General features: G+C 69.7%; 25 protein-coding genes and 1 pseudogene. 8 read left to right on the forward strand and 18 right to left on the reverse strand.

Features of this window, described 5'->3' with window-relative positions:
- The first annotated feature begins 118 nt into the window (after positions 1–118).
- Entirely contained in the window at positions 119–808 is a 690-nt protein-coding gene (locus tag KBC94_RS05760; protein WP_294367331.1) for an XRE family transcriptional regulator, read from the forward strand.
- Here KBC94_RS05760 and KBC94_RS05765 read toward each other — a convergent pair.
- From KBC94_RS05765 to KBC94_RS05805, 9 genes are read right to left on the reverse strand one after another with little or no spacing between them, the layout of a single operon-like run.
- A complete protein-coding gene (locus KBC94_RS05765; RefSeq protein ID WP_294367333.1) occupies positions 789–1,337 on the reverse strand; it encodes an isoprenylcysteine carboxylmethyltransferase family protein in 549 nt (182 codons plus the stop codon). The genes KBC94_RS05760 and KBC94_RS05765 overlap by 20 nt on opposite strands.
- Before the next feature lie 53 nt (positions 1,338–1,390).
- Positions 1,391–2,440 (reverse strand): LacI family DNA-binding transcriptional regulator, encoded by a 1,050-nt coding sequence (locus tag KBC94_RS05770; RefSeq protein WP_294367334.1) that lies wholly within the window; start codon positions 2,438–2,440, stop codon positions 1,391–1,393.
- Entirely contained in the window at positions 2,437–3,423 is a 987-nt protein-coding gene (locus tag KBC94_RS05775) for a D-glycerate dehydrogenase (RefSeq protein ID WP_294367337.1), read from the reverse strand. Before KBC94_RS05775 ends, KBC94_RS05770 begins: the two co-directional genes overlap by 4 nt.
- The gene (locus KBC94_RS05780) at positions 3,420–4,373 is read right to left on the reverse strand and encodes a sugar kinase (RefSeq protein WP_294367339.1); all 954 of its coding nucleotides are present in this window, start codon (positions 4,371–4,373) and stop codon (positions 3,420–3,422) included. Before KBC94_RS05780 ends, KBC94_RS05775 begins: the two co-directional genes overlap by 4 nt.
- 35 nt (positions 4,374–4,408) lie before the next feature.
- Positions 4,409–5,158, reverse strand: a complete 750-nt coding sequence (locus KBC94_RS05785) for a TIM barrel protein (RefSeq protein ID WP_294367342.1) — start codon at positions 5,156–5,158, stop codon at positions 4,409–4,411.
- A 4-nt stretch (positions 5,159–5,162) separates the two neighbouring features.
- The gene (locus tag KBC94_RS05790; RefSeq protein WP_294367343.1) at positions 5,163–5,939 is read right to left on the reverse strand and encodes an amino acid ABC transporter ATP-binding protein; all 777 of its coding nucleotides are present in this window, start codon (positions 5,937–5,939) and stop codon (positions 5,163–5,165) included.
- A gap of 40 nt (positions 5,940–5,979) precedes the next feature.
- Complete coding sequence (locus KBC94_RS05795; protein ID WP_294367346.1) at positions 5,980–6,777, reverse strand: transporter substrate-binding domain-containing protein; 798 nt, start codon at positions 6,775–6,777, stop codon at positions 5,980–5,982.
- A 49-nt stretch (positions 6,778–6,826) separates the two neighbouring features.
- A complete protein-coding gene (locus KBC94_RS05800) occupies positions 6,827–7,480 on the reverse strand; it encodes an amino acid ABC transporter permease (protein WP_294367348.1) in 654 nt (217 codons plus the stop codon).
- Between the two features lie 24 nt (positions 7,481–7,504).
- The gene (locus KBC94_RS05805) at positions 7,505–8,176 is read right to left on the reverse strand and encodes an amino acid ABC transporter permease (protein WP_017761095.1); all 672 of its coding nucleotides are present in this window, start codon (positions 8,174–8,176) and stop codon (positions 7,505–7,507) included.
- Positions 8,177–8,354: 178 nt separating this feature from the next.
- Between KBC94_RS05805 and KBC94_RS05810 the strand changes: the two genes are divergently transcribed.
- On the forward strand, positions 8,355–8,774 hold the full coding sequence (locus tag KBC94_RS05810; RefSeq protein ID WP_294367351.1) for a BLUF domain-containing protein: 420 nt from the start codon (positions 8,355–8,357) through the stop codon (positions 8,772–8,774).
- A gap of 24 nt (positions 8,775–8,798) precedes the next feature.
- On the opposite strand, the gene KBC94_RS05815 is transcribed toward KBC94_RS05810, so the two are convergent.
- Genes KBC94_RS05815 through KBC94_RS05825 form a run of 3 tightly spaced genes read right to left on the reverse strand, consistent with a single transcriptional unit; the run spans position 8,799 to position 11,180 of the window.
- Positions 8,799–9,656 carry an SDR family oxidoreductase gene (locus KBC94_RS05815; protein ID WP_294367353.1) on the reverse strand — a complete coding sequence of 286 codons (858 nt, stop codon included), beginning with the start codon at positions 9,654–9,656 and terminating at the stop codon, positions 8,799–8,801.
- Complete coding sequence (locus KBC94_RS05820; protein ID WP_294367356.1) at positions 9,649–10,284, reverse strand: isochorismatase family cysteine hydrolase; 636 nt, start codon at positions 10,282–10,284, stop codon at positions 9,649–9,651. Before KBC94_RS05820 ends, KBC94_RS05815 begins: the two co-directional genes overlap by 8 nt.
- On the reverse strand, positions 10,281–11,180 hold the full coding sequence (locus KBC94_RS05825) for a manganese catalase family protein (RefSeq protein WP_294367358.1): 900 nt from the start codon (positions 11,178–11,180) through the stop codon (positions 10,281–10,283). The genes KBC94_RS05820 and KBC94_RS05825 overlap by 4 nt, the downstream gene beginning before the upstream one ends.
- Positions 11,181–11,626: 446 nt before the next feature.
- Between KBC94_RS05825 and KBC94_RS28850 the strand changes: the two are divergent.
- Positions 11,627–12,046, forward strand: a pseudogene (locus tag KBC94_RS28850) (ferritin-like domain-containing protein); the annotation flags it as partial.
- 142 nt (positions 12,047–12,188) lie between these two features.
- On the opposite strand, the gene KBC94_RS05830 reads toward KBC94_RS28850, so the two are convergent.
- Positions 12,189–12,470 carry a hypothetical protein gene (locus KBC94_RS05830; RefSeq protein ID WP_294367360.1) on the reverse strand — a complete coding sequence of 94 codons (282 nt, stop codon included), beginning with the start codon at positions 12,468–12,470 and terminating at the stop codon, positions 12,189–12,191.
- A 320-nt stretch (positions 12,471–12,790) separates the two neighbouring features.
- Here KBC94_RS05830 and KBC94_RS05835 point away from each other — a divergent pair, with 320 nt between their 5' ends.
- Positions 12,791–13,054 carry a hypothetical protein gene (locus KBC94_RS05835; RefSeq protein ID WP_294367362.1) on the forward strand — a complete coding sequence of 88 codons (264 nt, stop codon included), beginning with the start codon at positions 12,791–12,793 and terminating at the stop codon, positions 13,052–13,054.
- 425 nt (positions 13,055–13,479) lie between these two features.
- On the opposite strand, the gene KBC94_RS05840 is transcribed toward KBC94_RS05835, so the two are convergent.
- The gene (locus KBC94_RS05840; protein ID WP_294367364.1) at positions 13,480–13,659 is read right to left on the reverse strand and encodes a hypothetical protein; all 180 of its coding nucleotides are present in this window, start codon (positions 13,657–13,659) and stop codon (positions 13,480–13,482) included.
- Between the two features lie 378 nt (positions 13,660–14,037).
- Here KBC94_RS05840 and KBC94_RS05845 point away from each other — a divergent pair, with 378 nt between their 5' ends.
- Entirely contained in the window at positions 14,038–14,673 is a 636-nt protein-coding gene (locus tag KBC94_RS05845; protein WP_294367366.1) for a response regulator transcription factor, read from the forward strand.
- 51 nt (positions 14,674–14,724) lie between these two features.
- Here KBC94_RS05845 and KBC94_RS05850 read toward each other — a convergent pair whose 3' ends face one another.
- Positions 14,725–14,994, reverse strand: coding sequence for a hypothetical protein (locus KBC94_RS05850; RefSeq protein ID WP_294367367.1), 270 nt, complete (start codon positions 14,992–14,994; stop codon positions 14,725–14,727).
- A gap of 265 nt (positions 14,995–15,259) precedes the next feature.
- Positions 15,260–15,895 carry a response regulator transcription factor gene (locus tag KBC94_RS05855; RefSeq protein ID WP_294367369.1) on the reverse strand — a complete coding sequence of 212 codons (636 nt, stop codon included), beginning with the start codon at positions 15,893–15,895 and terminating at the stop codon, positions 15,260–15,262.
- A 345-nt stretch (positions 15,896–16,240) separates the two neighbouring features.
- Between KBC94_RS05855 and KBC94_RS05860 the strand changes: the two genes are divergently transcribed.
- The 3 genes from KBC94_RS05860 (at position 16,241) to KBC94_RS05870 (ending at position 20,463) form a co-directional block, all read left to right on the forward strand.
- Complete coding sequence (locus KBC94_RS05860) at positions 16,241–17,653, forward strand: sigma-54 dependent transcriptional regulator (protein ID WP_294367371.1); 1,413 nt, start codon at positions 16,241–16,243, stop codon at positions 17,651–17,653.
- A gap of 56 nt (positions 17,654–17,709) precedes the next feature.
- Positions 17,710–20,091: a PAS domain S-box protein gene (locus tag KBC94_RS05865; protein WP_294367373.1), complete on the forward strand. Its 2,382-nt coding sequence runs from the start codon at positions 17,710–17,712 to the stop codon at positions 20,089–20,091.
- Positions 20,092–20,217: 126 nt separating this feature from the next.
- On the forward strand, positions 20,218–20,463 hold the full coding sequence (locus KBC94_RS05870; RefSeq protein WP_294367375.1) for a hypothetical protein: 246 nt from the start codon (positions 20,218–20,220) through the stop codon (positions 20,461–20,463).
- Positions 20,464–20,509: 46 nt separating this feature from the next.
- On the opposite strand, the gene KBC94_RS05875 is transcribed toward KBC94_RS05870, so the two are convergent.
- On the reverse strand, positions 20,510–20,854 hold the full coding sequence (locus KBC94_RS05875) for a hypothetical protein (protein WP_294367377.1): 345 nt from the start codon (positions 20,852–20,854) through the stop codon (positions 20,510–20,512).
- 29 nt (positions 20,855–20,883) lie between these two features.
- Positions 20,884–22,242 (reverse strand): aspartate aminotransferase family protein, encoded by a 1,359-nt coding sequence (locus KBC94_RS05880; RefSeq protein ID WP_294367379.1) that lies wholly within the window; start codon positions 22,240–22,242, stop codon positions 20,884–20,886.
- Between the last annotated feature and the right edge of the window lie 28 nt (positions 22,243–22,270).

A 22,270-nucleotide genomic window follows, 5' to 3' on the forward strand; every position in this document is an offset into this window, starting at 1 on the left:
TTCTGGCGCCGTTCCCAAGAAATTGGTGCAGACCCTGATCTCTGATTTGCGCTTACGCAAATTGCGGGCCAAGGGTGAGCCGGCTTGCTGTCACAATCCGCGGCAACCCGCCTTGCCCATGAAAGAGCCGCGCCCTCGCACCCCGGCACCACGTCCTGCCGCCAACACCCTCGATCGCGAAACCTTCGGCCGCCGCCTGCGCGCCGCGCGCAAGCAGCTCGGCTGGACGCTGGCCCAGCTGGCCGAGCGCTCGGGGGTATCGATCCCCACCATCTCGCGTGCAGAGCGGGGGCAGCTCGCGCTGGGCTACGAGAATTTCGCCGCGCTGAGCGAAGCGCTGCAGATGGACATGGGCGAGATGTTCTCCAGCGCCCACACCAAGGCGGCGCAGTTCAGCGGACCTCTGGTCACGCGGGCCGGGGAGGGGGTGGCCTATCGGGGCGAGAGCTTCGTCTACGAATTCCTCAACTCCAGCGCCGTCGGCAAGAAGATGATCCCCGTGCTCGGCACCGTGTGCGCGCGCCGCTTCAACGGACCGGAGGACTTCGCGCGGCATCCGGGAGAGGAGTTCGTCTATGTGCTCAGCGGCTCGGTAGACGTGTACTTCGAGACCGGACAGACGGTGAGCCTGGTCAAGGGCGACTCGCTCTACTTCGACAGCCGCATCGGGCATGCCTATGTCAGCACCAGCCGCCAGCTGGCGCGCACGGTGGGTGCGATGACGGCGGAGAGCGATTCGATGCAGCGCGCACGCAGCCTGACCGTGCTGCCGGACGACGGCGGCGGCGCTACAGCAGCCCGGGAATGAAGCGCCGGGTGCGCTTCATGTACGCGCGGTAGGGCTCGCCGAAATAGGCCAGACATTCCTGCTCGTCGCGCAGCGCAGTGACGATCAGCAACGCGGTGGCCGCCAGGCCCAGGCCCACGGTCAGCGGCGTGAGGTGCTTCAGCGTCGCGCCCCAGGCCAGCATGATCAGCGCGGTGTACATGGGGTGCCGGATGTGGCGGAACAGGCCGGTGGTCACCAGGCGCGAGGTCTTCTCGAAGCCCAGCAGGTGCTCGTCTCGCCGTGCCTCGGTGGGCGCACCCTCGCGGCGCAGCTGCCGCCAGGCGGCCAGCGGCAGGACGATGGAGCCGAACAGCAGCACCCACGACAGCAGCTGCCGCGGCGAGAACGGGTCCACGGCCAACACCGCGCGGTTGAGCAGCGCCACGACCAGCGTGCATTCCCAGGCGAAAAACCGGTAGAAGCCGTGCGAGTGCGGATGCCGCAGCGCGCCGCGCGACACCCAGGCGATGGCGGCGCTGCCGAGGACGAAGACGGTGAGGTCGCGCATCGACTCGAATCTACACGCCGGCCGCGCGCGTTGGGCGGCCGGTGCTCGGCCGTTCAGGGTGCCGAGGAGCCCCGCACCACGAGCGTGCCCGGCAGCAGCAGTTCGCGCGCCGGGCCTTCCAGGCCCTGCATGCGCTCGATCAGGCAGGCGGCCGCGGCGCGGCCGAGTTCGTCGGTGGGCTGCGCCAGCGTGCTGAGGCCCGGGCCCACCAGCGAGGCCCACTCCGGCTCGTCGAAGCCGACGAAGCCCAATTCGGCGCCGAACTCCCATCCCAGTTGCCGAACGGCCTGCGCCACGCGCAACGTGACCACCGAATTGCCCGCCACCACGGCGGCGCGGCGCGGCGTGCGGGCCCGCTTGCGCAGGGCACGCAGCGCATCGCGCAGGGCTTCGTCGCCACCCTCGGCCATCTCGAACACCTCCCCATGCACCCGCGGCGAGGCCTGCGCATGCGCCTCGAGGCAGTCTCGGAAGGCGGCCGTGCGCTCGCGCCGGGTGCTCACGCCCTGCTGCGGCTCGGTCACGTACAGCAGTTCGCGCCAGCCGCTGCCGACCAGGTGGGCGCAGGCCTCGGCCATGGCGGCGCGGTTGTCGATGGAGACGAAGTCGGCCTCCAGCCCGTCGTGCCGGCGGTCCACCAGGACGGCCGGCTTGCCGTGGGCGGCGATGGCCTCGACCACGCCCGCGCCGCGGCCCAGGGTGTTGAGGATGAAGCCATCCACCTGGTAGCCGGCCAGGGCGTCGATGGCTTCGCGCTCGCGGCCCGCCTCGTTGCCGATGTTGAACAGCATCACCAGGTAGCCCGCGTCCTTGCAGGCCTTCTCGGCGCCGCGCAGCACGGCCACCGAGAAGGGGTTGGTGATGTCGGCCACGATCAGCCCGATGAGCCGCGAGCGGCCATGGCTGAGCGCCTGCGCCATCGGGCTGGGCACATAGCCCAGTTCGGCGATGGCGGCCTCGACGCGGGCCGCGATGTCGGGGCTGAGCAGGCGTTCGCGGTGGTTGAAGAAGCGCGACACCGTGGCCTTGGACACGCCCGCCACGCGCGCGACGTCCGAGATGGTGGGGCGGCCCGGCCGCACGGCCGGCGGCGGTGTGTTCATGAAGCCGCAGTGTCGTACACCGCGGCGGGGCGGCGACCCGCCAGCGCATCGAGCAGGTTGCTCACCGCGAGTTCGGCCATGCCATGGCGCGTCTCGTGGGTGGCCGAGCCGATGTGCGGCAGCGGTGTCACCTTGGGGTGGGTGCGCAGCGGCGAATCGAGCGGCAGCGGCTCGCGCGCGAACACGTCCAGGCCGGCGGCGCGCAGGTGGCCGCTGTCCAGCGCCGCCAGCAGGGCCGGCTCGTCCACGGTGGCGCCGCGGCCGCCATTGATGAAGATGGCGCCGGGCTTCATCTGTGCGAGCAGGGCGGCATCGACCATGCCGCGGGTCTGGGGCGTGAGCGGCAGCATGGCGACCACGAAGTCGGCGCGGTCCAGCAGCTGGGGCAGCGGCGTGTGATGCGCGCGGCCCTGCAGCTCGGGCGCCTGCGTGGCCAGGTCGATCGGGCGGCGGGCGTGATAGAGCACCGGCATGCCGAAGCCCAGCGCGGCACGGCGTGCGATGGCCTGCCCGATGCGGCCGAAGCCCAGCAGACCCAGCGTCTTGCCATGCACGTCGAAGCCGAAGAGGTCTTCGCCGATGTTCCTGTCCCAGCGGCCTTCGCGCACCAGCGTGGCGAGTTCGACCACGCGGCGGCTGGTGGCCATCAGCAGGGCGAACACGGTGTCGGCCACGGTCTCGTCCAGCACGCCGGGCGTGTGGGCCAGCACGATGTTGCGGGCGTGAAGGGCGGCCAGGTCGTAGTTGTCCACGCCCACCGACACGCTGGAGACCACCTCCAATTTCGGCGCGGCAGCGATCACGGCGGCGTCGATGGGAAAGCTGGAGCCGATCAGGCCTTGCGCCTCGGGCAGGGCGGCATCGAAGGCGGCACGGTCCTTCTTGGGGTCGGCGAAGCTGACGTCGTGCGCCGCCTGCAGGCGCGCCATCTGGTCGGGCGGCAGCGCGCGGAAGACCAGGACCTTCTTGCGTGCGTCGCTCACAGGCCGGCCTCCTGCAATTGGGCCCGCGTGGGCAGGCCTTCGGTGTCGCCCAGCACCTGCACCGCGCGGGCGCCGATCCAGGCGCCGCGGCGCACCGCCTCGGGCACGCTGCGGCCTTCGAGCAGGGCGCTGACCACGCCGGCCGCGAAGCCGTCGCCGGCGCCCACGGTGTCGATCACTTGGTCGACCGGAAAGCCCGGCACATACGCGCTGCCCGCCGTGGCACTGTCGTAGTAGGCACCGTCGGGGCCGAGCTTGACAACGACCAGCGAGGCGCCAGCCTCACGGTAGGAGCGCGCGATGCCCTCGGGCGTGGCCTCGCCGGTGAGCAGCCGGCCTTCCTCCAGGCCGGGCAGCACCCAGTCGGCCTTGGCGGCCAGCGCATTGATGCACGTGCGCATGCGCTCGGTGCTGCCCCACAGCGTGGGCCGCAGATTGGGGTCGAAGGAGATGCTGCGGCCGGCGGCGCGCATCAGGTCCAGCGTGCGGTGGGCGGTGGGCAGCGTGGTCTCGGAGACGGCGGCGAACACGCCGGTGGCATGCAGGTGCCGCGCGGCGCAGAGCCAGGCCTCGTCGATGTCCTCGGGCCGCATCTGGCTGGCGGCCGAGCCCTTGCGGTGGTATTCGATGGGCGGATCGCTGCCGTCGGTGACGCGGCCCTTGAACTGGAAGCCGGTGCGCTGCGTGGCGTCGCACACCACATGCGAGCAGTCGATGCCTTCGGCCTGCATAGTGGCCAGCAGCGCGCGGCCCATGGAGTCGGTGCCCAGCCGGCTGGCCCAGCCCACCTTCAGGCCCAGGCGCGCCAGGCCGATGGCCACGTTGGTCTCGGCGCCGGCGCTGCGCTTGTGGAAGAGCGTGGCCTGCTCGATGGGGCCGGGCTCGTCGGCCACCAGCAGCAGCATGGCCTCGCCGAAGGTGGCGACGTCGAAGGTGGGGGCGGTGGTCATGCGGGACGGTTCAGCGAAGGCTCGGGCTGGGGTGTTCAAGCGGCGGTGCGCAGCTGGCGCAGGGCAGCGATCTCGGCGCGGGTGACGGCCGTCAGGTCGTCGCCGATCAGCGGGTATTCGATGGCATGCGGCACATCGGCCGGCAGGGCGCGCAGCACGGCGCGCCAGGGTGCGGCCGATTCGGCCAGCGGCACCGCGACCCACTTGTCGGGCCGGCGCTGCACGCCCTTGGCATGCACGTAGCACACGCGGTGGGCCAGGGCGCGGGCGGCCTCCAGCGGGCATTCGCCCAGCCAGTGCCAGTTGCCCATGTCGAAGGTCATGCCCAGGTCCAGGCCGGCGGCCTGCTGGGCGTCGAAGAAGGCGAGCAGCGCGTCGAGTGTGCCGGCGGTGGGCGTCTGGTCGTTCTCGATCACCAGCTCCACCGGCGTGCGGGCCAGGGCCTCGCGCAGTGCGTCGAGGGAGTCGCGGCTGCGCGTGGCGTGGAAGCCGCCGATGGCCATCTTGAGGCGTGGCGCGTCCAGGGCCACCGCGCGGGCCAGACCGGTCTGGAGCGCGGTCGTGTCGAGCTGCCCGTCGGCGGTCCAGAGGCCTTCGGGGCTGGAGTAGACCGCGGCATGGCCCTTGAGCGCCGCCAGTTCCGACGCGGGATTGCGCAGCAGCTCGCCGCGCACCTCGACGCTGTCCACGCCGGCTTCGTAGGCCAGGCCCGTGGCCCAGGCCTGGCCATGGCGGCCCACCTCGGCCGCGCCGAAGGAGGAAAGAGAGATCAGGACGGAGAGCATCGTGTCAGTGACCGGACGTCAGGATCTGGCCCAGGAACTGCCGCGTTTTCTCGTGCTGCGGATTGCCGAAGAAGGCCTCTGGCGTACCCTGTTCGAGGATCTGGCCGCTGGCCATGAAGATCACGCGGTCGGCCACGCTGCGGGCAAAGCCCATCTCGTGGGTGACGCACAGCATGGTCATGCCGTCGTCGGCCAGGCCGATCATGGTGTCCAGCACTTCCTTGACCATCTCCGGATCGAGCGCCGAGGTCGGCTCGTCGAACAGCATGATCTTGGGCGCCATGCACAGCGCCCGGGCGATGGCCACGCGCTGCTGCTGGCCGCCGGAGAGCTGGCTGGGGTACTTGTTGGCCTGCTCGGGAATGCGCACCCGCGTCAGGTACTTCATGGCCACGGCCTCGGCCTCTTCGCGCGACATGCCGCGCGAGCGCATCGGTGCCAGTGTGCAGTTCTGCAGGATCGTGAGGTGCGGGAACAGGTTGAACTGCTGGAACACCATGCCCACTTCCGCGCGCACGGCATCCACGTTCTTGCCGCCGGCCGTCAGCTCGATGCCGTCGACCGTGATGCGGCCCTTCTGCACCGTCTCCAGCCGGTTGATGCAGCGGATCAGCGTGGACTTGCCCGAGCCCGAGGGCCCGCAGATGACGATGCGCTCGCCGGTGCGCACCGACAGGTCCACATCGGTGAGCACCTGGAACTCGCCATACCACTTGCTCACCCCTTCCATGCGGATGATGGGGTCGCCCAGTTCATGGGGCGCGGCCACGCTGCTGTTCATCGTTCGGCTGCCTTGTGCGTTCGGAAGAGGGAAAAACCAATCAGGAGTTGGGCAGGGCCGGGAAGTCGGTGCCCAGCCACTTCTGGTAGAGCTTGTTCAGCTCGCCGTTCTTCCTGTTGCGCTCGACGAACTCGTCCAGCGTCTTCTTCAGCTCGGGCTGGCCCGGGCGCATGGCGATGCCCATGACCTGCTGGCGCAGGTTGAACTTGTTCTCGAAGTTGCTGCCGGCGCGCTTGGCGATCTGCGCCGCCACGGTGGTGGAGCAGCCGATGGCATCGACCTGGCCCGACATCAGTGCCTGCATGGCCGAGGCGTCATCGTCGAAGCGGCGGATCTCGGTGCCCTCGGGCGCCACGGCCGTCAGCGACACGTCCTGCGTGCTGGCGCGGGCCACGCCCACGCGCTTGCCCTTGAGGTCGGCGGGCGACTTCATCTCGACCTTGCTGCTGCCGTACAGCACGATGGTGGCGGCGGCGTAGGGCACCGAGAAGTCCACCTGCTTGGCGCGCTCGGGCGTGACGGCCAGCGATGCGATCAGCAGGTCGACCTTGTTGGTCAGCAGGAAGGGAATGCGGTTGGGACCGGTGACGGGCACGATGTTGGCCTTCACGCCCAGGTCCTTGGCCAGCAGCTTGGCCACGTCGGCGTCGTAGCCGTCGGGCTGGTTCTTGGCGTCGGTGGTGCCGTAGGGTGGAAAGTCCACCAGCATGCCGATGGTGATCTCGCCCTTCTTCTTGATGTCGGCCACGGACTGGGCCGAGGCCAGGGGAGCGAAGGCGGTGGCGCAGGCGGCCAGGCCCAGTGCCAGGGCGGCGCGGCGGTGCAGGCTGAGGTTCATGGAGGTCTCCTTGGGTTGAGCGTGACGGGGGTGAAGAGAGGGGGCGCAGTCAGCGGGCGAGCGCCCGCGCGCGGCGGCGCTCCATGTGCGCGGCCAGCAGCGACAGCGGCCAGCAGATGACGAAGTACAGCGCGGCCACGGTGCTGAACACCTCCAGCGGCTGGAAGGTGGCGTTGTTGATGATCTGGCCGGCGCGGGTGATCTCGGTGAAGCCGATGATGGCCGCGAGCGACGTGCCCTTGATGATCTGCACCACGTAGCCCACCGTGGGAGGCAGCGCGATCTTGAAGGCCTGGGGCAGCACCACGTCGCGCAGCCGGGCGGTGTACGACAGGTTGAGTGCCATGGCCGCTTCCCACTGGCCGCGCGGAATGGCCTGGATGCAGCCGCGCCAGATCTCGCCCAGGAAGGCGGCACTGTTGAGGATGAGCGCCGCGCCCGCGGCGATCCACGGGTTGATGTCCAGCCCCAGCACCGGCGCGCCGAAGAAGATCAAAAACAACTGCAGCAGCAGCGGCGTGCCCTGGAAGACCTGGATGAACACGCCCGAGGCGAAGAGCGCCGCGCGGTTCTCGCTGGTGCGGGCCAGCGCGACGATGAGCCCCAGGATGGCGCCGCCCACGAAGGCGATGGCCGACAGGGCCAGCGTCCATTGGGCCGCTTCGAGGATGAAGAGGAATTCGGGAAAGCCGAAGGTACGCATGGTGGTCGTCTCCTGGTGCTGCCTTCAGCGGCGGTCGGGGTAGTGCAGCACGCGCTGGTAGATCAGCTTGAACAGCAGCGAGAAGAGCAGGGCCAGGCCCAGGTAGATGGCGGCCACGACGATGTAGATCTCGAAGCTGCGGAAGGTCTGCGACTGCAGCGTGGCGGCCACCGAGGTGAGGTCGTCGGCCGAGATCACCGACACCACGGCAGAGCTCAGCATCAGCAGGATGAACTGGCTGGTCAGCGCCGGATAGATGGCCTTGAGCGCGGGCTTGATGATGATGAAGCGGAAGATCTCCCAGCCCTTGAGGTTGAGGGCGCGGCCCGCCTCGATCTGCCCCTTGGGAATGGACTCGATGCCGGCGCGGATGATCTCGGTGGCGTAGGCGCCCAGGTTGACCACCATGGCCGTCAGCGCCGCCATGTACGGCGACCAGCGCACGCCGATGACCGGCAACGCGAAGAAAAAGAAGAACAGCTGCACCAGGAAGGGCGTGTTCCGGATCACCTCGATGTAGGCGTTGATCAGGAAGCGCAGCGGCGCCGGGCCGCTGGTCTTGCCCCAGGCGCACACCACGGCCACGGCAAGACCCAGCAGGGTGGCGGTGAGGGAGAGCTGCACCGTGATCCATGTGCCCTTGAGCAGCAGGGGCCAGGCGGCGAGCACGGCATCGAACTGGAACTGGTAATTCACGGGCGTGGGGCGCGTGGGTGCGCCGGTGTGTCTCCGATGACGGAAATTATGAAACCGGTTTCAGAGATTGTGTTCAGGGTTTGCCCTGAGGCAGCCCGAGTCCAAGTGACCATGCGCCGGCCGCCGTCTGCAGTTGAGCCGACTTCTCCGGTCCCGGCACGGCGGCTAGGATGGCCGCGTGATCTACCGACTCATCTATGCCAGCCGCGCCCGGGCCTTCCGCTCGGACGATGTGGCGGGCATCCTGCGGCAGTCGCGCGACAACAATGCCGCGGCCTCGATCACCGGTGCGCTGTGCCTGCTGGATGGCGTGTACATGCAGTACCTGGAAGGCCCGCAGGCCGCGGTGGAGCGCCTCTACAGCATCATCCTGGCCGACGACCGGCACCAGCAGGTCAAGTTGCTCGATCGCGGCCCGGCCCCGGCGCGGGTGTTCGCCGACTGGTCGATGGCCCTGCTGGATTGGGACGAGCGCATCCGCGCGGTGTTCCTGCTGCACGGCATGCCCCATCCGCTGGACCTCTACGCCACGCCTTCCGATCACGCGGCGGCGCTGTTTGGCGCACTCGCGCGCACGCCGGGCTGGGTGGCGCTGTAGGCAAACTTCCTTGCCGCGTCATCGCTAGATCATCGGCACGCCGCCAGTGACGGCAATCGTGGCGCCCGAGATGTAGCTGGCCTCGTCCGAGGCCAGCATCACGTAGGCCGCTTGCAGTTCCTTGGGCTGCGCGGGGCGCTTCATCGGCGTCTGTTGCCCGAATTTGGCCACCTGCTCGGGCGACATCGTCGAAGAAATGAGCGGCGTCCACACCGGGCCCGGCGCCACGCAGTTCACGCGGATGCCCTTCTCGGCCAGCAACTGGGCCAGCCCGCCGGTGAGGTTCTGGATCGCGCCCTTGGTCGCGGCATAGGCCACCAGCGTGGCATTGGGCTTGTCGGCATTGATCGACGCGGTGTTGATGATCGACGCGCCCGGCTTCATGTGCGGCACCGCGGCCTTGGCCAGGAAGAACATGGCGAAGACGTTGGTGCGGAAGGTGCGGTCGATCTCCTCTTCGGTCAACTCGTCGAGCGACTTGTGGCTCATCTGGAAGGCGGCGTTGTTGACCAGCACGTCCAACCGCCCGAACTGCTGCACGGCCGCATCCACCAGCGAGCGGCAATGCGCCTCGCTGCGGATGTCGCCGGCGATGGCCAGGCATTGACGGCCTTCTTTCTGCACCCACTCGCGGGTGACGCGGGCATCGCTTTCCTCTTCCTCCAGGAAGGAGATCAGCACGTCCGCGCCTTCGCGCGCGAAGGCCAGGGCGACGGCACGGCCGATGCCGCTGTCGCCGCCGGTGATCAGCGCCACCTTGCCCTGCAGCTTGGCGCTGCCGCGGTAGCTGTCGGCGCCGAAGTCGGGCTGCGGCGTCATGCGCGATTCGAGGCCGGGCGGCTGCTGGGGCGGCGTGGAGGCCTGGGGCGTGGGTTCAGTCATTGGAAGGGTCCTGGCGGGGCGGTGGGGAAGGGGAAGGAGAAGGCGGCGCGCCCTCGAAGAGCACGCGCCAGGTGTCCGGCGCCTCGACCTTCCACGTCTCGCGCAGCTGCTGCAGCAGCACCTTGTGCCGTTCCTCGCCCTGCGAGGCCGAGCAGTCCGCGGGCACGATCGGGTCCAGCTCGCGCATGCGCGCGTCCGACACGGACATGAGCACGCACTGGTCGCTGGAGACACCGGCGAGCACCAGCCGTTGAACCTTCAGGTGCTGCAGCAGGAACGGCATGGGCGTGCCATGGAAGATCGAATGCTTGGGCTTGAGCACGAAGTAGTCGTGCTCGTGCGGGCGCATCAGTCGCGTGATCTCCGCGCCCGGCCCGTCCTGGGCCAGGGCCGCATCGATCAGCGAGCGGAAGTCCGACCGCCAGCGCCCGCGGTTGTCGTTGGCATAGATGACGGGCACACCGCGGTCGCGGCAGGCCTGGGCCAGCGCCGCGATCTCGGTGGCCACGCGCTGGGCATGCGGCAACAGGTGCTCGGCGTCCGGAAAGTCCCAGCCACTGATCATGTCGATGATGACCAGCGCCAGGCCGCCCGGCGCCGGCGCATCCGCGTCGCGGCCCTTGCTCACTTCTTCTTGGCCGCCGGTGGCGGGGTGACGCCGGCGCCCAACTCGGCACCGGTGGTGGGATCGATGTCGGTGCGCGACTGCGTGCGCGTGGCCATGGCACGCACCAGCTCCGCATCGCCCTCGGGCAGTTCGACCGAGGCCCAGCCGGTGCGGCCGTCGACCGGTCCCGAGTCCTGCGTCATCGGCACGAAGTCCCAGTCCGGCCCTTCGTTCCACGGACCCCTGACATCGGCCTCGCCCTTGGACATGCGGAAGTACACGCTGGTGAAGCGCGGGTCGCCCGGCAGCTTGCCCGGCGGGAAGTTGGGCTCGATGCTGTAGAGCGCCTTCTCGAAGGACTTCTGGTGCGCCACCTCGCGCGTCATCAGGAAGGTGAGGGCGTCCTTCACGCCGGGGTCGTCGGTGAGGTTGATGAGCCGCTCGTAGACGATCTTGGCGCGGGCCTCGGCCGCGATGTTGGAGCGCAGATCGGCCGTGGGCTCGCCGATGGTGTCGACATAGGCCGCCGTCCAGGGCACGCCCGCGGAGTTGACCAGCGGCGCGCCGCCACCATAGAGCACCTGCGTGAGATGGCTGTCATTGCCGGCGCCGGTGATCGAGCGATACATCTCGCCCTGCTCGTCGATGCCCTCGGCCAGTCGGCCCTTGGCGCCCTTGTTGAGCATGCACACGATGTTGCCGATCACCTCCAGGTGGCTCAGCTCTTCGGTGGCGATGTCGAACAGCATGTCCTTGCGTCCGGGATCGTCTTCGGCCACGGCCTGGGTGAAGTAGCGGCAGGCCGCAGCCAGCTCGCCCTGTGGGCCGCCAAACTGCTCCAGCATGAGGTTGGCGAGGCCGGGGTTGGGCATGCTGACGTGCACGGTGTATTGCAGACGTTTGTTGTGCGAGAACATGAAGAGGACTCCTGTGGGGGGATGGGTTTGAAAGGGGCCCGCTGATGCAGGGGCTCCAGCGCACAGCGTTCGCGTGCTGCCTCCAGGACCGTGTAGGTGGAGGCTCAGCTCGGGGTGGGAGCGCACAGCCGGGCCTGGAAGGCGTACGCGTCGGGGCGGGCTTGCGGGGCATCTCGCGAGTTCGGCGCGGGGGCAGCCCGAACTCTTCCTACATCGCCAGGGCCCCTGGCGCCCAGAGTGGTGGCATCAACATCCCGCAAGGACGCGCTCTTATGAACCCCGAATCTGGCAAGGCTCCTGGCGTGGACTTGTCACGCGAATCAGCGGCCGGCGAGGAGGACCCGGGTGCCTCCCTCGACGGCTTCGCTGCGGACGGCAGTGCGACGCACGCACCTTCTTCGCCTGCACCCATGAACCTGTCCATGACCTATGCCGCCGAGCACCTGATGGACTGGTTGCGAGATGCCCATGCCATGGAGGAGCAGGCAGAGCTGCTGCTCCAGACGGCGTGCGACCGCCTGGGCAGTCACCCCGTGCTCAAGGCCAGGTTGCAGGCCCATCATCAGCAGACCCGGGAGCAGGCGCGAATGCTGAGCGAGTGCATCCACCGTCGCGGCGGCAGCACTTCCGGGGGCAAGGAGGTGGCAGGCAGGATGAGTGCAATGGTGCAGAGCCTGAGTGCCCGGCCGGCCAGCGACGAGGTGATCAACGTGGCGATGACCTGCTATGCCTTCGAGCACTACGAGGTGGCCACGTACCGTGTGATGGTGGCCGTGGCCGAGATGGCGCAGGACCCCCAGACCCGTCACGTGTGCGAGGAAATTCTGCGCCAGGAGGAAGCGACTTCCGGATGGCTGGCCGAGCACCTCGGGCGTACTCACGCAGGAGTTCCTTGCGCTGTCGAAGAATGCCGGCGGCGACGACAAGCGGTGAATCCGGCAGTCGTGGCGTGGGCCAGGTCCACAGCCGCAGCGCGCGTTCACGGGAGCGCACCGTGTGAGGAGCAGCTCAGCGCGCGGGTGGCGCCTGGCGACCCTTGCGTGTCTTGCCAGGCCACGGCGGTGGTTCGGTGTTGGGATTGGGCCGCATGGATTCGCGCACGCCCCAGGGTGCTGAGCCGTCTTGTTCCGCGGCCTCGGCGTCCTGACGCTTGTCCATCATGCGCTCATGCGGTCCCGGCTTGACGGTGTCTCCATCCGGATAGCCTTTGGCGGGGCCCAGATTGCCCGCGGCGCCGTCGGTGGTCGGTCGGGTGCCCTCGCCGTTGTCGGTGATGCGTGTGGTACTCATGGTCGCAGGCTCCTGGTGTGAATGCGCGCAGGACTCAGCGAAGGCGAAGCGCTGCGCATGTGCAGCGCCTGACCGTTCGGAGATCCGGCGCCCTGAGGAAGCTTCAGGTTGGCCCGCAGCCTCCTCCGGGCGTGTAGGCGCGGGAGGAGCCTGCCGTGCGCCTGGACACCACAACCCTGGAGCGCACACCGCTTTGCGGCGATTCCTACCGCCTGGGTCGACCGGGTGGCACAACCTGCATGGCTCTCCGCTTCGCTCGTCATCCCGTCTTCACGCCGGGCAGACGCTGGAGCGGGCCCGCACCGTTCAAGGACAACGCCATGAATCCCAACGAAGACCGCCGCCGTGCTCCGCCCCAGGGTGTGGGTGAGGATCCCGTCCGCACGCTGGACGGCCATAAGCGCCCCGACGAACAGACGCCGCCAGAGCAGATCCCCATGCCGGTTGCGCCGGTCGTTGGCGACGCACGGCACCCGCCCACCACGCAGCTGGACCAGGACACATCGCCCGCTGGCGACCGCGGCGACGGGGCACATCGCCATGCCGAGGATCTGCGTCAGGTCAGCGGGGTACCGGACGCCTGAGCGTCACACCTCTTCCGTTCGGGCTGAGCTTGTCGAAGTCGCGGCGGTGAGCATCCCAAAAGGCCTTCCCGTCACGCGGGCTTCATCGCGTCTGGGCCGGCTTCGGCGCCTGATTCGTCTCGGTGGTGCGATTGCGCGATTCGGCCGCACGCTGGCCGCCGAGTCCACCCGGCTGTCCCACCCCGATCTCACGGCCATGGCCGCTGCTCGCCTCGGGTTGATCCGGGTTGGTCCGCCGGCCTTCAGTCCCGCTCGTCGGCGCTGCGCTTTGCGGGGGGCGACTGGCCGGCGGAGGCACGGCGCGGCCCGTCGAACCCGGCGTGGCGCTGCCCTGGGGATTGCCGCGCGGGTTGCCGGAGCTCTGCGCCGCCGCTGGCAGGCCGGCCGCCAGCGCCCCCATCGCAACTGCCGCTGCGGCCCAGCGTTCAATGCACGCCATGACCACCGCCCTGGCGCTGCTGTTTCTGGTTGCCACTGCCTGCATGGTCCTCGCGGTCATGGCGGCTCTCGGGCGTACGCCGGCCTTCGTTGCGCGGCGTGGGGCGCTGCTTGCCAGTGGCGTTGTGCTCGGTGTGGCCGGGACGTCCGTTCTGTGAATTCGACATGGAAATGCTCCTTGGGTCGTGGGCCCGCCGTCCGGGGCTCGGGCGCCGCCGACCTCGGCGGCTGGGGGCGGGTCCGTTCAGCTTATGGAGCTGCCAACGGCCCCATGTCGGACAAGGACGGGCCCATCGTCAGCGGGCCGGGGCGAGCTTCGCCTTGCGGCTGCAAGGCTTGCGGCAACACTTGCTGCAAGCGATGAGGCCCGGTCGGCTGCGGGCCCAGCCAGCCGGCCTACATGTCGCCAACACGCAGCTTCTTCTTTCATCCTCAAGCGGATGGCGCGGCATGGGAGTTGCCAGTACACCGTCATGCAGAGCACCCTTCATGCGGCCTCCGCGCCCACTTCCGCCTTTTCGCTGTCTTCCCGCCTCCCGCGCGCCTTGCAGCCGATTCGTGTCGGCGTGGTCGACGACCACCCGGTCGTGCGCACCGGCCTCAAGGCGCTGTTCGGCGCCGAGGACGACCTGCAGATGGTGTGGGAATGTGACCGGGCCCGCGGGCTGGCCCGCGAGCTGATCGCGCAGCAGCTCGATGTGCTGGTGCTCGACCTGGTGATCCCGGGTTCGAACGTGCTCGACGAGGTCGTCCGCTTGCGCATGCAGGCGCCCGATGTGGGCCTGGTGGTGTATACCGGGTTTGCGGCGGAGCAGTACGCCTGCACGCTGGTGCGCGAGGGCGTGCGGGCCCTGGTCGACAAGGAAAGCGATCCGCACGAACTGCTGCGGGCCGTGCGTGCCGTCGCGCGCGGCGAGCGCCACATGTCGCCCACCATGGCCAACCTGCTGCTGGAGCACTGTGTGCCCGCCGAGGGCCGCCACGAGGAGCCGCTCACCCGCCGCGAGCTGCAGGTGCTGCTCAAGCTGGCTCAGGGCTGCGACCTGCAGCAGGCTGCTTCGTCGCTGTGCCTGTCGGTCAAGACGGTGGGCGGCTACCGGACCCGCGTCCTGGAGAAGCTGGGCCTGCGCTCCAACGGCGAGATGACGCTCTATGCCATCCGCCACCAGCTGATGGAGTGAGAACGGCGCCGCTCGGCCGTGCTTCACCGGGCCGTGCGCGCCGCTGGCGAGTCAGATGGGCGGATCGTTGCGTCCCGAGGCCAGGGCGGCCAGCCGGGCCCGGAAGGCCGCGAACAGCTCGTTGAGCTTGCGCACCTGCCGCGCGATCACGCCTCGGGCCTCTTCCTGCAGCACCGGGTCGTCGGTGGCCCCGAGCAGTTCGGTGGCGGCGGCCATGGCGCTCAGCGGTGAACGCGCGTCGTGGTCGAACTCGCGCAGCAGCGCCTGCTGCGGCGACTCCGGCGGTGCAGGTGGGGTGGACGGCGGGGAGCGAGTGGTCATGTCAGTCTTCCATGGCGCTGTGCGCCACCCGCCTCGCATGAAATTGGCGCGGCGACACAAATTGGACGGCCGCGGAGCGGGCCAAGCCAGGGCATCCGAGGAACTGGCTTCGCCAGGCCTCTGGGTGCGCCCCCTCCAAGCCGAAGGCACCAGAGAGGGGCTGAGGGCCGCGGCTCCAAGCCTGCCAGTGCAGGCTTGGACGGTGCCCGAAGAGCAGCCGCCTCCGGCGGCCGCCCCGAGCATTGAAGCGGCATGGCGGGTGTCCTCACCTGAGCAGCCGACGCTTGGTCGCGTAGTAGGTCAACTCGCTGTTCGAATGGAGGTCCATCTTGGCCATGATGCGGGCCTTGTGGGTGCTGATCGTCTTGGCCGACACGCACAGGGCGTCGGCGATGTGGGCCGGGCTGTCGCCCTGCGCGAGCTTCAGGAAGATCTGGAACTCGCGCGGCGTGAGCGCGTGGTGGGGCGCCGCCTCGCTGGTCTGGATGCTGGAGCGCTGGGCCAGCACGCCCGCCATGTCCGAGGTGATGTAGCGCCGGCCGGCGTATAGCGCGCGGATGGCGGCCAGCACCTCGGAGGGGTCGCAGTCCTTGCCCAGGTAGGCCCGGGCGCCGTCGCGCAGCAGCGCGGGGCCGTAGTGCTCGGCCGGGTAGCCGGTGTAGACCATCACGGCCACCCCCGAGGCGCGTTCGCGCAGGATGGTCATGAGGTCCAGCGCACTGTAGCCCGGCATCATCAGGTCCATGATCAGCACGTGGGGGCGCACGTCCAGCGCCAGCGCGCGCGTCTCGCGGCCATCGCTCGCCTCGCCCACCACGCTCATGTCGTCGCAGGACGAGAGCAGGGCCCGCAACCCCGAGCGCACCACCGGATGGTCGTCGGCGATGCCGACCCGGATCACGTGGGTGCTCCCGCGCGGCGCGGCCACCGCGCAGGTGCGCAGGGGGTGCCGGGCGAAAAGGCAGAGGGTGGAAGGGGTGTGCCGAAATCGGTGGTTCTGGAAAGTCTCACCCCCAAGACAGCGCAACGGATGTGCCACGCTTGAATGGCGCTTATTTAATAAATAAGTGTTAATTTCTGCGGGATTCTTGGGGTGAATCGGCAGTCCTTGCCGCAATTTCTGCATCCGTCCGACAGCGGGAGGACGCGGGCTGCGATAGCGTCCGGGCCTGCACGCAGGAGTCCGCGTCGCATCGCCCGCGCCCGACCGCGGGCCGCCGCCAGAAAAGCACATCCGAGGAGTGGAATGGGACGAGCACTGATCGTCGAGGACGATGAGGACGTGGCACGCATGCTGGCCGCCCTGGTGGCGCGCGAGGGTCATCGCGTCTCCACCTGCGGCACCCTCGCCGATGCGCGGCGTGCGCTGGTGGTCTCGCCGCCCGACCTCATGCTGCTGGACGTGCACCTGCCCGACGGCAGCGGCTTCGAGTTGCTCGAAGCGGCCCAGGCCAGCACGCACGACATCGAGGTGGTGCTGATCACCGGGCAGGCCAGCCTGGAGACCTCGATCCGGGCGCTGCGCCTGGGTGCGGCCGACTACCTGGTCAAGCCTGTTCAGGCGCAGCAGCTGCGGCACCTGCTGTCGCGCCTGATGCGGCCCTCGCGGCTGCGGGCCGAGGTGGCAGAACTGACCGAGACCTGGCGAGAGACCGGCCGCTTCGGCGCCCTGATCGGACGTTCCGAGCCCATGCAGAGCGTCTACCTGCAGATCGCGCGTGTCGCGGGCTCGGCGGCGACGGTGTTCATCCAGGGCGAAAGCGGCACCGGCAAGGAACTGGTGGCCCGCGCGGTGCATGACCTGAGCCGCCGCCGCGAGCAGCCCTTTCTGGCCGTCAATTGCGGCGCGCTGTCGCCCCACCTGATCGAGAGCGAGATCTTCGGCCACGAGCGCGGCGCCTTCACCGGGGCCGAGCGCCAGCACCGCGGCTTCTTCGAGCGGGCGCACGGCGGCACGCTCTTCCTCGACGAAGTGACCGAGATGCCGGCCGAGCTGCAGGTCAAGCTGCTGCGCGTGCTGGAGTCGGGCACCTTCATGCGCGTGGGCTCCACCGAGCTGCAGCAGACCGACGTGCGCATCATCGCGGCCACCAACCGCGACCCGCATGCGGCCGTGCGCGCCGGCGTGCTGCGCGAGGACCTGCTCTACCGCCTCAATGTCTTTCCCATCATCCTGCCGCCACTGCGTGCCCGCGGCGACGATGTGGAACTGCTGGCCCTGCACTTTGCGCAGCAACTGCGCGTGCAGGAGGGCCTGGGCCGTCGCTTCACCCCCGAGGCCCTGCGCAAGCTGCGCGCCTACCACTGGCCCGGCAACGTGCGCCAGCTGCGAAATGCCGTGCAGCGCGCCTGGGTGATGAGCGTGGACGGCTGGCTGTCCGACGAATGGATGCCACCCGGCGCGGCCGACTCGTCGGCCGAGCTGGCGGCGGCCTCGGCGCCCATGCCGCTGGAGCCGCTGCAGGCCCAGGCGCAGGTGCAGGTGGCAGCTGCACCGGGCTGGATATCCGTGCCCGTGGGCACATCGCTGGCCGAGATCGAGCGCCAGGCCATCGTGGCCACCTACCTGCATTGCGACCGCCACAAGGAGCGCGCGGCGGCGGTCCTCGGGATCAGCCTGAAGACGCTCTACAACCGCCTCAAGGCTTACAGCCTCTGAGCCGGCATGGCGGCAGGCTTGGCGGGCCCGCCCCACCATCCACCGAGAGGAACAGCATGGACGAACCTGCCCGCTCCCACGCCCCTCCGCCCGGCCCTCCTGGCCCGCCCGCTGCCACCGGTTCAGCCGATGCGGCCGCGGCCGGCCAGCGCGTGCGCGAGCTGGAGCGCGAGATCGAGGCCCTGCAGCAGAGCCATGGCGAACTGCTCAACCTGCTCGACGCCACCGCCATCGCGACCGTCTTCCTCGACCGCGAGCTGCGCGTGGTGCGCTACACCCCGGCGGCCTGCGCCCTGTTCCGCTTCATTCCCGGCGACCTGGGCCGGCCGCTGTCCGACCTGGCCACGCCGCTGCGCTATGCCGGCCTGATGGCCGACGCCGGCCGCGTGCTGCGGCACCTGACGCCCGTGGAGCGCGAGGTGGAGGCCGGCGCCGGCATCTGGTACCTGGCCCGTGTGCTGCCGCACCGCACCGGCGAGGGCCAGGTGGCCGGCGTGGTGCTGACCTTCGTGGACATCAGCGAGCTGCGGCTGGCGCAGCGGGCCCTGCGCGAGTCCGAGGCGCGTTTCGGCGCCATCGTCAACCAGGCCTCGGTGGGCGTGCTGCAGGCCGACGAGGCGGGCCGCATCTTCTTCGTCAACCGCCACTACGCGCGCATGCTGGGCTACGACGAGGGCGAACTCGTCGGCACCCTGCTGATGGAGCTGATCCACCCCGAGGACCGTGCCGCCAGCATGGAGCGCACCGAGCGGCTGCTGCGCGACCACCAGCCCTTCCAGATCGAGAAGCGCTGCCTGCGCAAGGACGGCTCGGTGCTGTGGATGCACAACAGCGTGGGCCTGCTTGACGCCCAGGGCGACGCCACGCCCTCGCTGGTGGTCGTCAGCACCGACATCGGCGAGCGCCGCCGTGCCGAGGACGCCTTGCGCGCCAGCGAGGAACGGCTGCGCCTGATCGTGGAGAACGCGGTCGAATACGCCATCTTCTCCACCGACCTGCAGGGCCGCATCACCGGCTGGAACACCGGCGCCGAGCGTCTGCTGGGCTATTCGGAGCCCGAGGTCGCGGGTCGCTTCGCCGACCTGGTCTTCACCGAGGAGGACCGCGCCTCGGGCGCACCGCGGCTGGAGCTGCAGGCCGCGGTGCGCGAGGGCCATGCCATGGACGACCGCTGGCATGTGCGCAAGGACGGCTCGCGCTTCTGGGCCAGCGGCGCGCTCATGCCCATGCGCGGGCCCGATGGCCTGGTGGGTTTCGTCAAGATCCTGCGCGACCAGAGCCAGCAGCGCGCCGCGCAGCAGGCCCTGGAGGCGGCCAACCGCAGCAAGGACCGCTTCCTGGCGGTGCTGTCGCACGAGCTGCGCAATCCGCTCGCCTCCATCCATGCGGCGGGCACGGCACTGGCCGAGCCGGACCTGCCCGCTCCGGAGCGCGGCCGTGCCACCGACATCGTGCGGCGCCAGGCACAGACCATGAAGGTGCTGCTCGACGACCTGCTGGATGTCTCCAGCCTGCGCCTGGGCCGTATGAACCTGCGCAAGCGCTGGGTGCCGGTGCGCGTGCTGGTGGAGGCCGCGGTGGAGTCGACGCGCCACGGGCTGGACGATGCGGCCCATGCGCTGGCGGTGTCGGTTCCCGAGCCGGAGCTGCAGCTCTTCGTCGACCCCGTGCGCATGAGCCAGGTGCTGTCGAACCTGCTGACCAATGCCGTCAAGTACACGCCCGACGGCGGACGCATCGCGCTCGACGTCGCGCGGCACGGTGGGGAGCTCGTCTTCTGCGTCAGCGACAACGGCATCGGCATGGAGGCCGGCGTGGTCGAGTCGATGTTCGAGATGTTCGCGCAGCGGCCCTCGGAGCTGCGGCCCGGCGCCGGCGGGCTGGGCATCGGCCTTGCGCTGGTGCGCAGCATCGTGGAGCTGCACGGCGGCCGCGTCAACGGCGACAGCACGGGCCCGGGCCAGGGCTCGCGCTTCACCGTGGCCGTGCCCATCGACGGGCTGCCCGGCGAGGTGCGGCCCGATCCGCAACCGCCCGCGAGTCTCGCGGACGCCGCCGCCGCGGCGCGCCTGCCGCGGGTCCTGCTGGTGGACGACAACGCCGACGCGGTCTGGCCCATCGCGCGGCTGCTGGGGCTGCGGGGCTTCGACGCGCACGTCGCGCTGTCGGGCGGCGAGGCGCTGACCCAGGTGGTCCATGCGCCGCCGGACGTGCTGGTGCTGGACATCGGCATGCCCTCGCCCGACGGCTACGAGGTGGCGCGGGCGGTCAAGGCCATGCCCGACGCGCAGGACGTGCGGCTGATCGCCGCTACGGGATGGGGGCAGCCCGACGATGTGGAGCGCACGCGCCGCGCGGGCTTCGATGCCCACCTGGTCAAGCCGCTGGACCTGGACGAACTCGTGGCGGCGCTGCGGCGGCTGTGCCCCGGCACCTGAGCCGCGCGGCACCTGCGGCGCGCGGCCGACAAGGGCGGCTGTTGCGCGCCGACGCGGTGCGCGTGCCTGCGCACGCAGTATGGGTGTCCTGGCCGCCTTTGCTGCGGACCGCAAGGAAACACTCGGATGGATTGGATCGGTCTGCTTCAATGGCCCGCGTTCGCGGCCTCGGTGATCTCGGCCTGGCTCGTGGCTTCGAACGACAAGCGTCGGCGCAACACCGGCTTCTGGATCTTCCTGGCCAGCAACGTGATGTGGGCAGCCTGGGGCCTGCACACGCAGGCCTGGGCCCTCATCGCGCTCCAGCTGTGCCTGGCCGTGATGAACGTGCGCGGCCTGCGCAAGACCGAGACGGGCGGCAAGGACGATTGAGCGGCCGGGCGGCGAGGGCGGTGGTGGCCCGGCCCGTCCGGCCCGTTCAGCGCGAAGGCGCGGCGGAGGCCTCGATGAACTGCAGTTCGACAGCCGGCTCGCCGGGCCGCACGCCCAGCGACTGGTTGGCGGCCTCCTGCGCGCAGAGCAGGACGTCGATGGCCAGGTCCTCGGCCTCGCTGAGCGGGCAGTCGCCGGTGGCGCCCGACTGCTCCCAGTCGGCCAGCTTTTCCATGGCCTGCCAGGCGAACTGCGGCGCCACCCGTGTCACACGAAAGACGTCATGTGCGGCCTCCAACGCCGTGCTGTGCTGGGCCAGCGTGCCGTCGGGCACGAGGACCTGCATCATCACGGCGGGGCGGGTGGTGGCGGCGGTGCTTCGGGCGTCCATCCCCGTATTGAAGCACGAGCGGCTGAACGTCAGGCGACTTCCTGTAGCGCCTCGCCCACGGCGTTGATCAGGCGGTCGATCTCTGCACGCTCGGTGATGAAGGGCGGCGCCAGCTGGATGGTGTCGGCGCCGTAGCGCACGTAGAAGCCCTTCTTCCAGCAGGCCATGGCGATTTCATAGGGCCGCTTGGCCGGCTCACCGGGCACCGGCGCGATGGTGATGCCCGCGGCCAGACCGAAGTTGCGGATATCGGCCACATGCTTTGCGCCCTTAAGGCTGTGCACCGCGGTCTCGAAATAGGGTGCCAGTGCCTTCACGCGGCCGGGGCCGTCCTCGGCGATCAGCAGGTCCAGCGCGGCGATGCCGGCGGCGCAGGCCACCGGGTGGGCCGAGTAGGTGTAGCCATGCGGGAACTCCACCAGGTAGTCGGGGCCGCCGGCCGCCATGAAGGTGTCGTAGATCTCCTTGGTGGCCACCACGCCGCCCAGCGGCTGCACGCCGTTGGTCACCTGCTTGGCGAAGTTCAGGATGTCGGGCGTCACGCCGAAGGCCTCGGCACCGGTCATGGCGCCGGCACGGCCGAAGCCGGTGATGACCTCGTCGAAGATCAGCAGGATGTTGTTCTGCGTGCAGATCTCGCGCAGGCGCTGAAGGTAGCCCACCGGCGGGATCACGACGCCGGCCGAGCCGGAGAAGGGCTCGACGATCACGGCAGCGATGTTCGACGCGTCGTGCAGGGCGATCACGTCCAGCAGGCGGTTGGCCAGCTCCACGCCGCCCACCTCGGGCATGCCCTTGGCGAAGGTGCCCATGGCGGGCTGGGTGTGGGGCAGGTGGTCGGCCTCGACGCCCTGGCCGAAGGTCTTGCGGTTGCCGCCGATGCCGCCGACGGAAATGCCGCCGAAGTTGACGCCGTGGTAGCCCTTCTCGCGGCCGATCAGGCGGGTCTTGGTGCCCTGGCCCTTGGCGCGCCAGTAGGCCCGGGCCAGCTTGAGCGAGGTGTCGGCCGACTCGGAGCCCGAATCGGTGAAGAAGACGTAGTCCAGGCCCTTCGGCATCAGGTCCTTGACCTTGTTGGCCAGCTCGAAGGACAGCGGATGCCCGAACTGGAAGGCCGGCGAGTAGTCCAGCGTGGCCACCTGGCGGGCCACGGCCTCGCTGATCTCGTTGCGGCAGTGGCCCAGGCCCGTGCACCACAGGCCCGACAGGCCGTCGAAGATCCTGCGGCCGTCGGCGTCGGTGAAGTACGCGCCCTTGCCGCTCACGATGATGCGCGGGTCGGCCTTGAACTGGCGGTTGCCGGTGAAGGGCATCCAGTGGGCTTCGAGCCAGGCGGCGTCGGTGCGTACGGCGGGGGCCGGGGCGGGAGAGGCGAGGGTGGAGCTCATGGTGGCGGTGGGAAAAGTTCGGGGATGG

This window comes from Pseudacidovorax sp. (assembly GCF_017991995.1).
GTDB lineage: Bacteria > Pseudomonadota > Gammaproteobacteria > Burkholderiales > Burkholderiaceae_C > Xenophilus.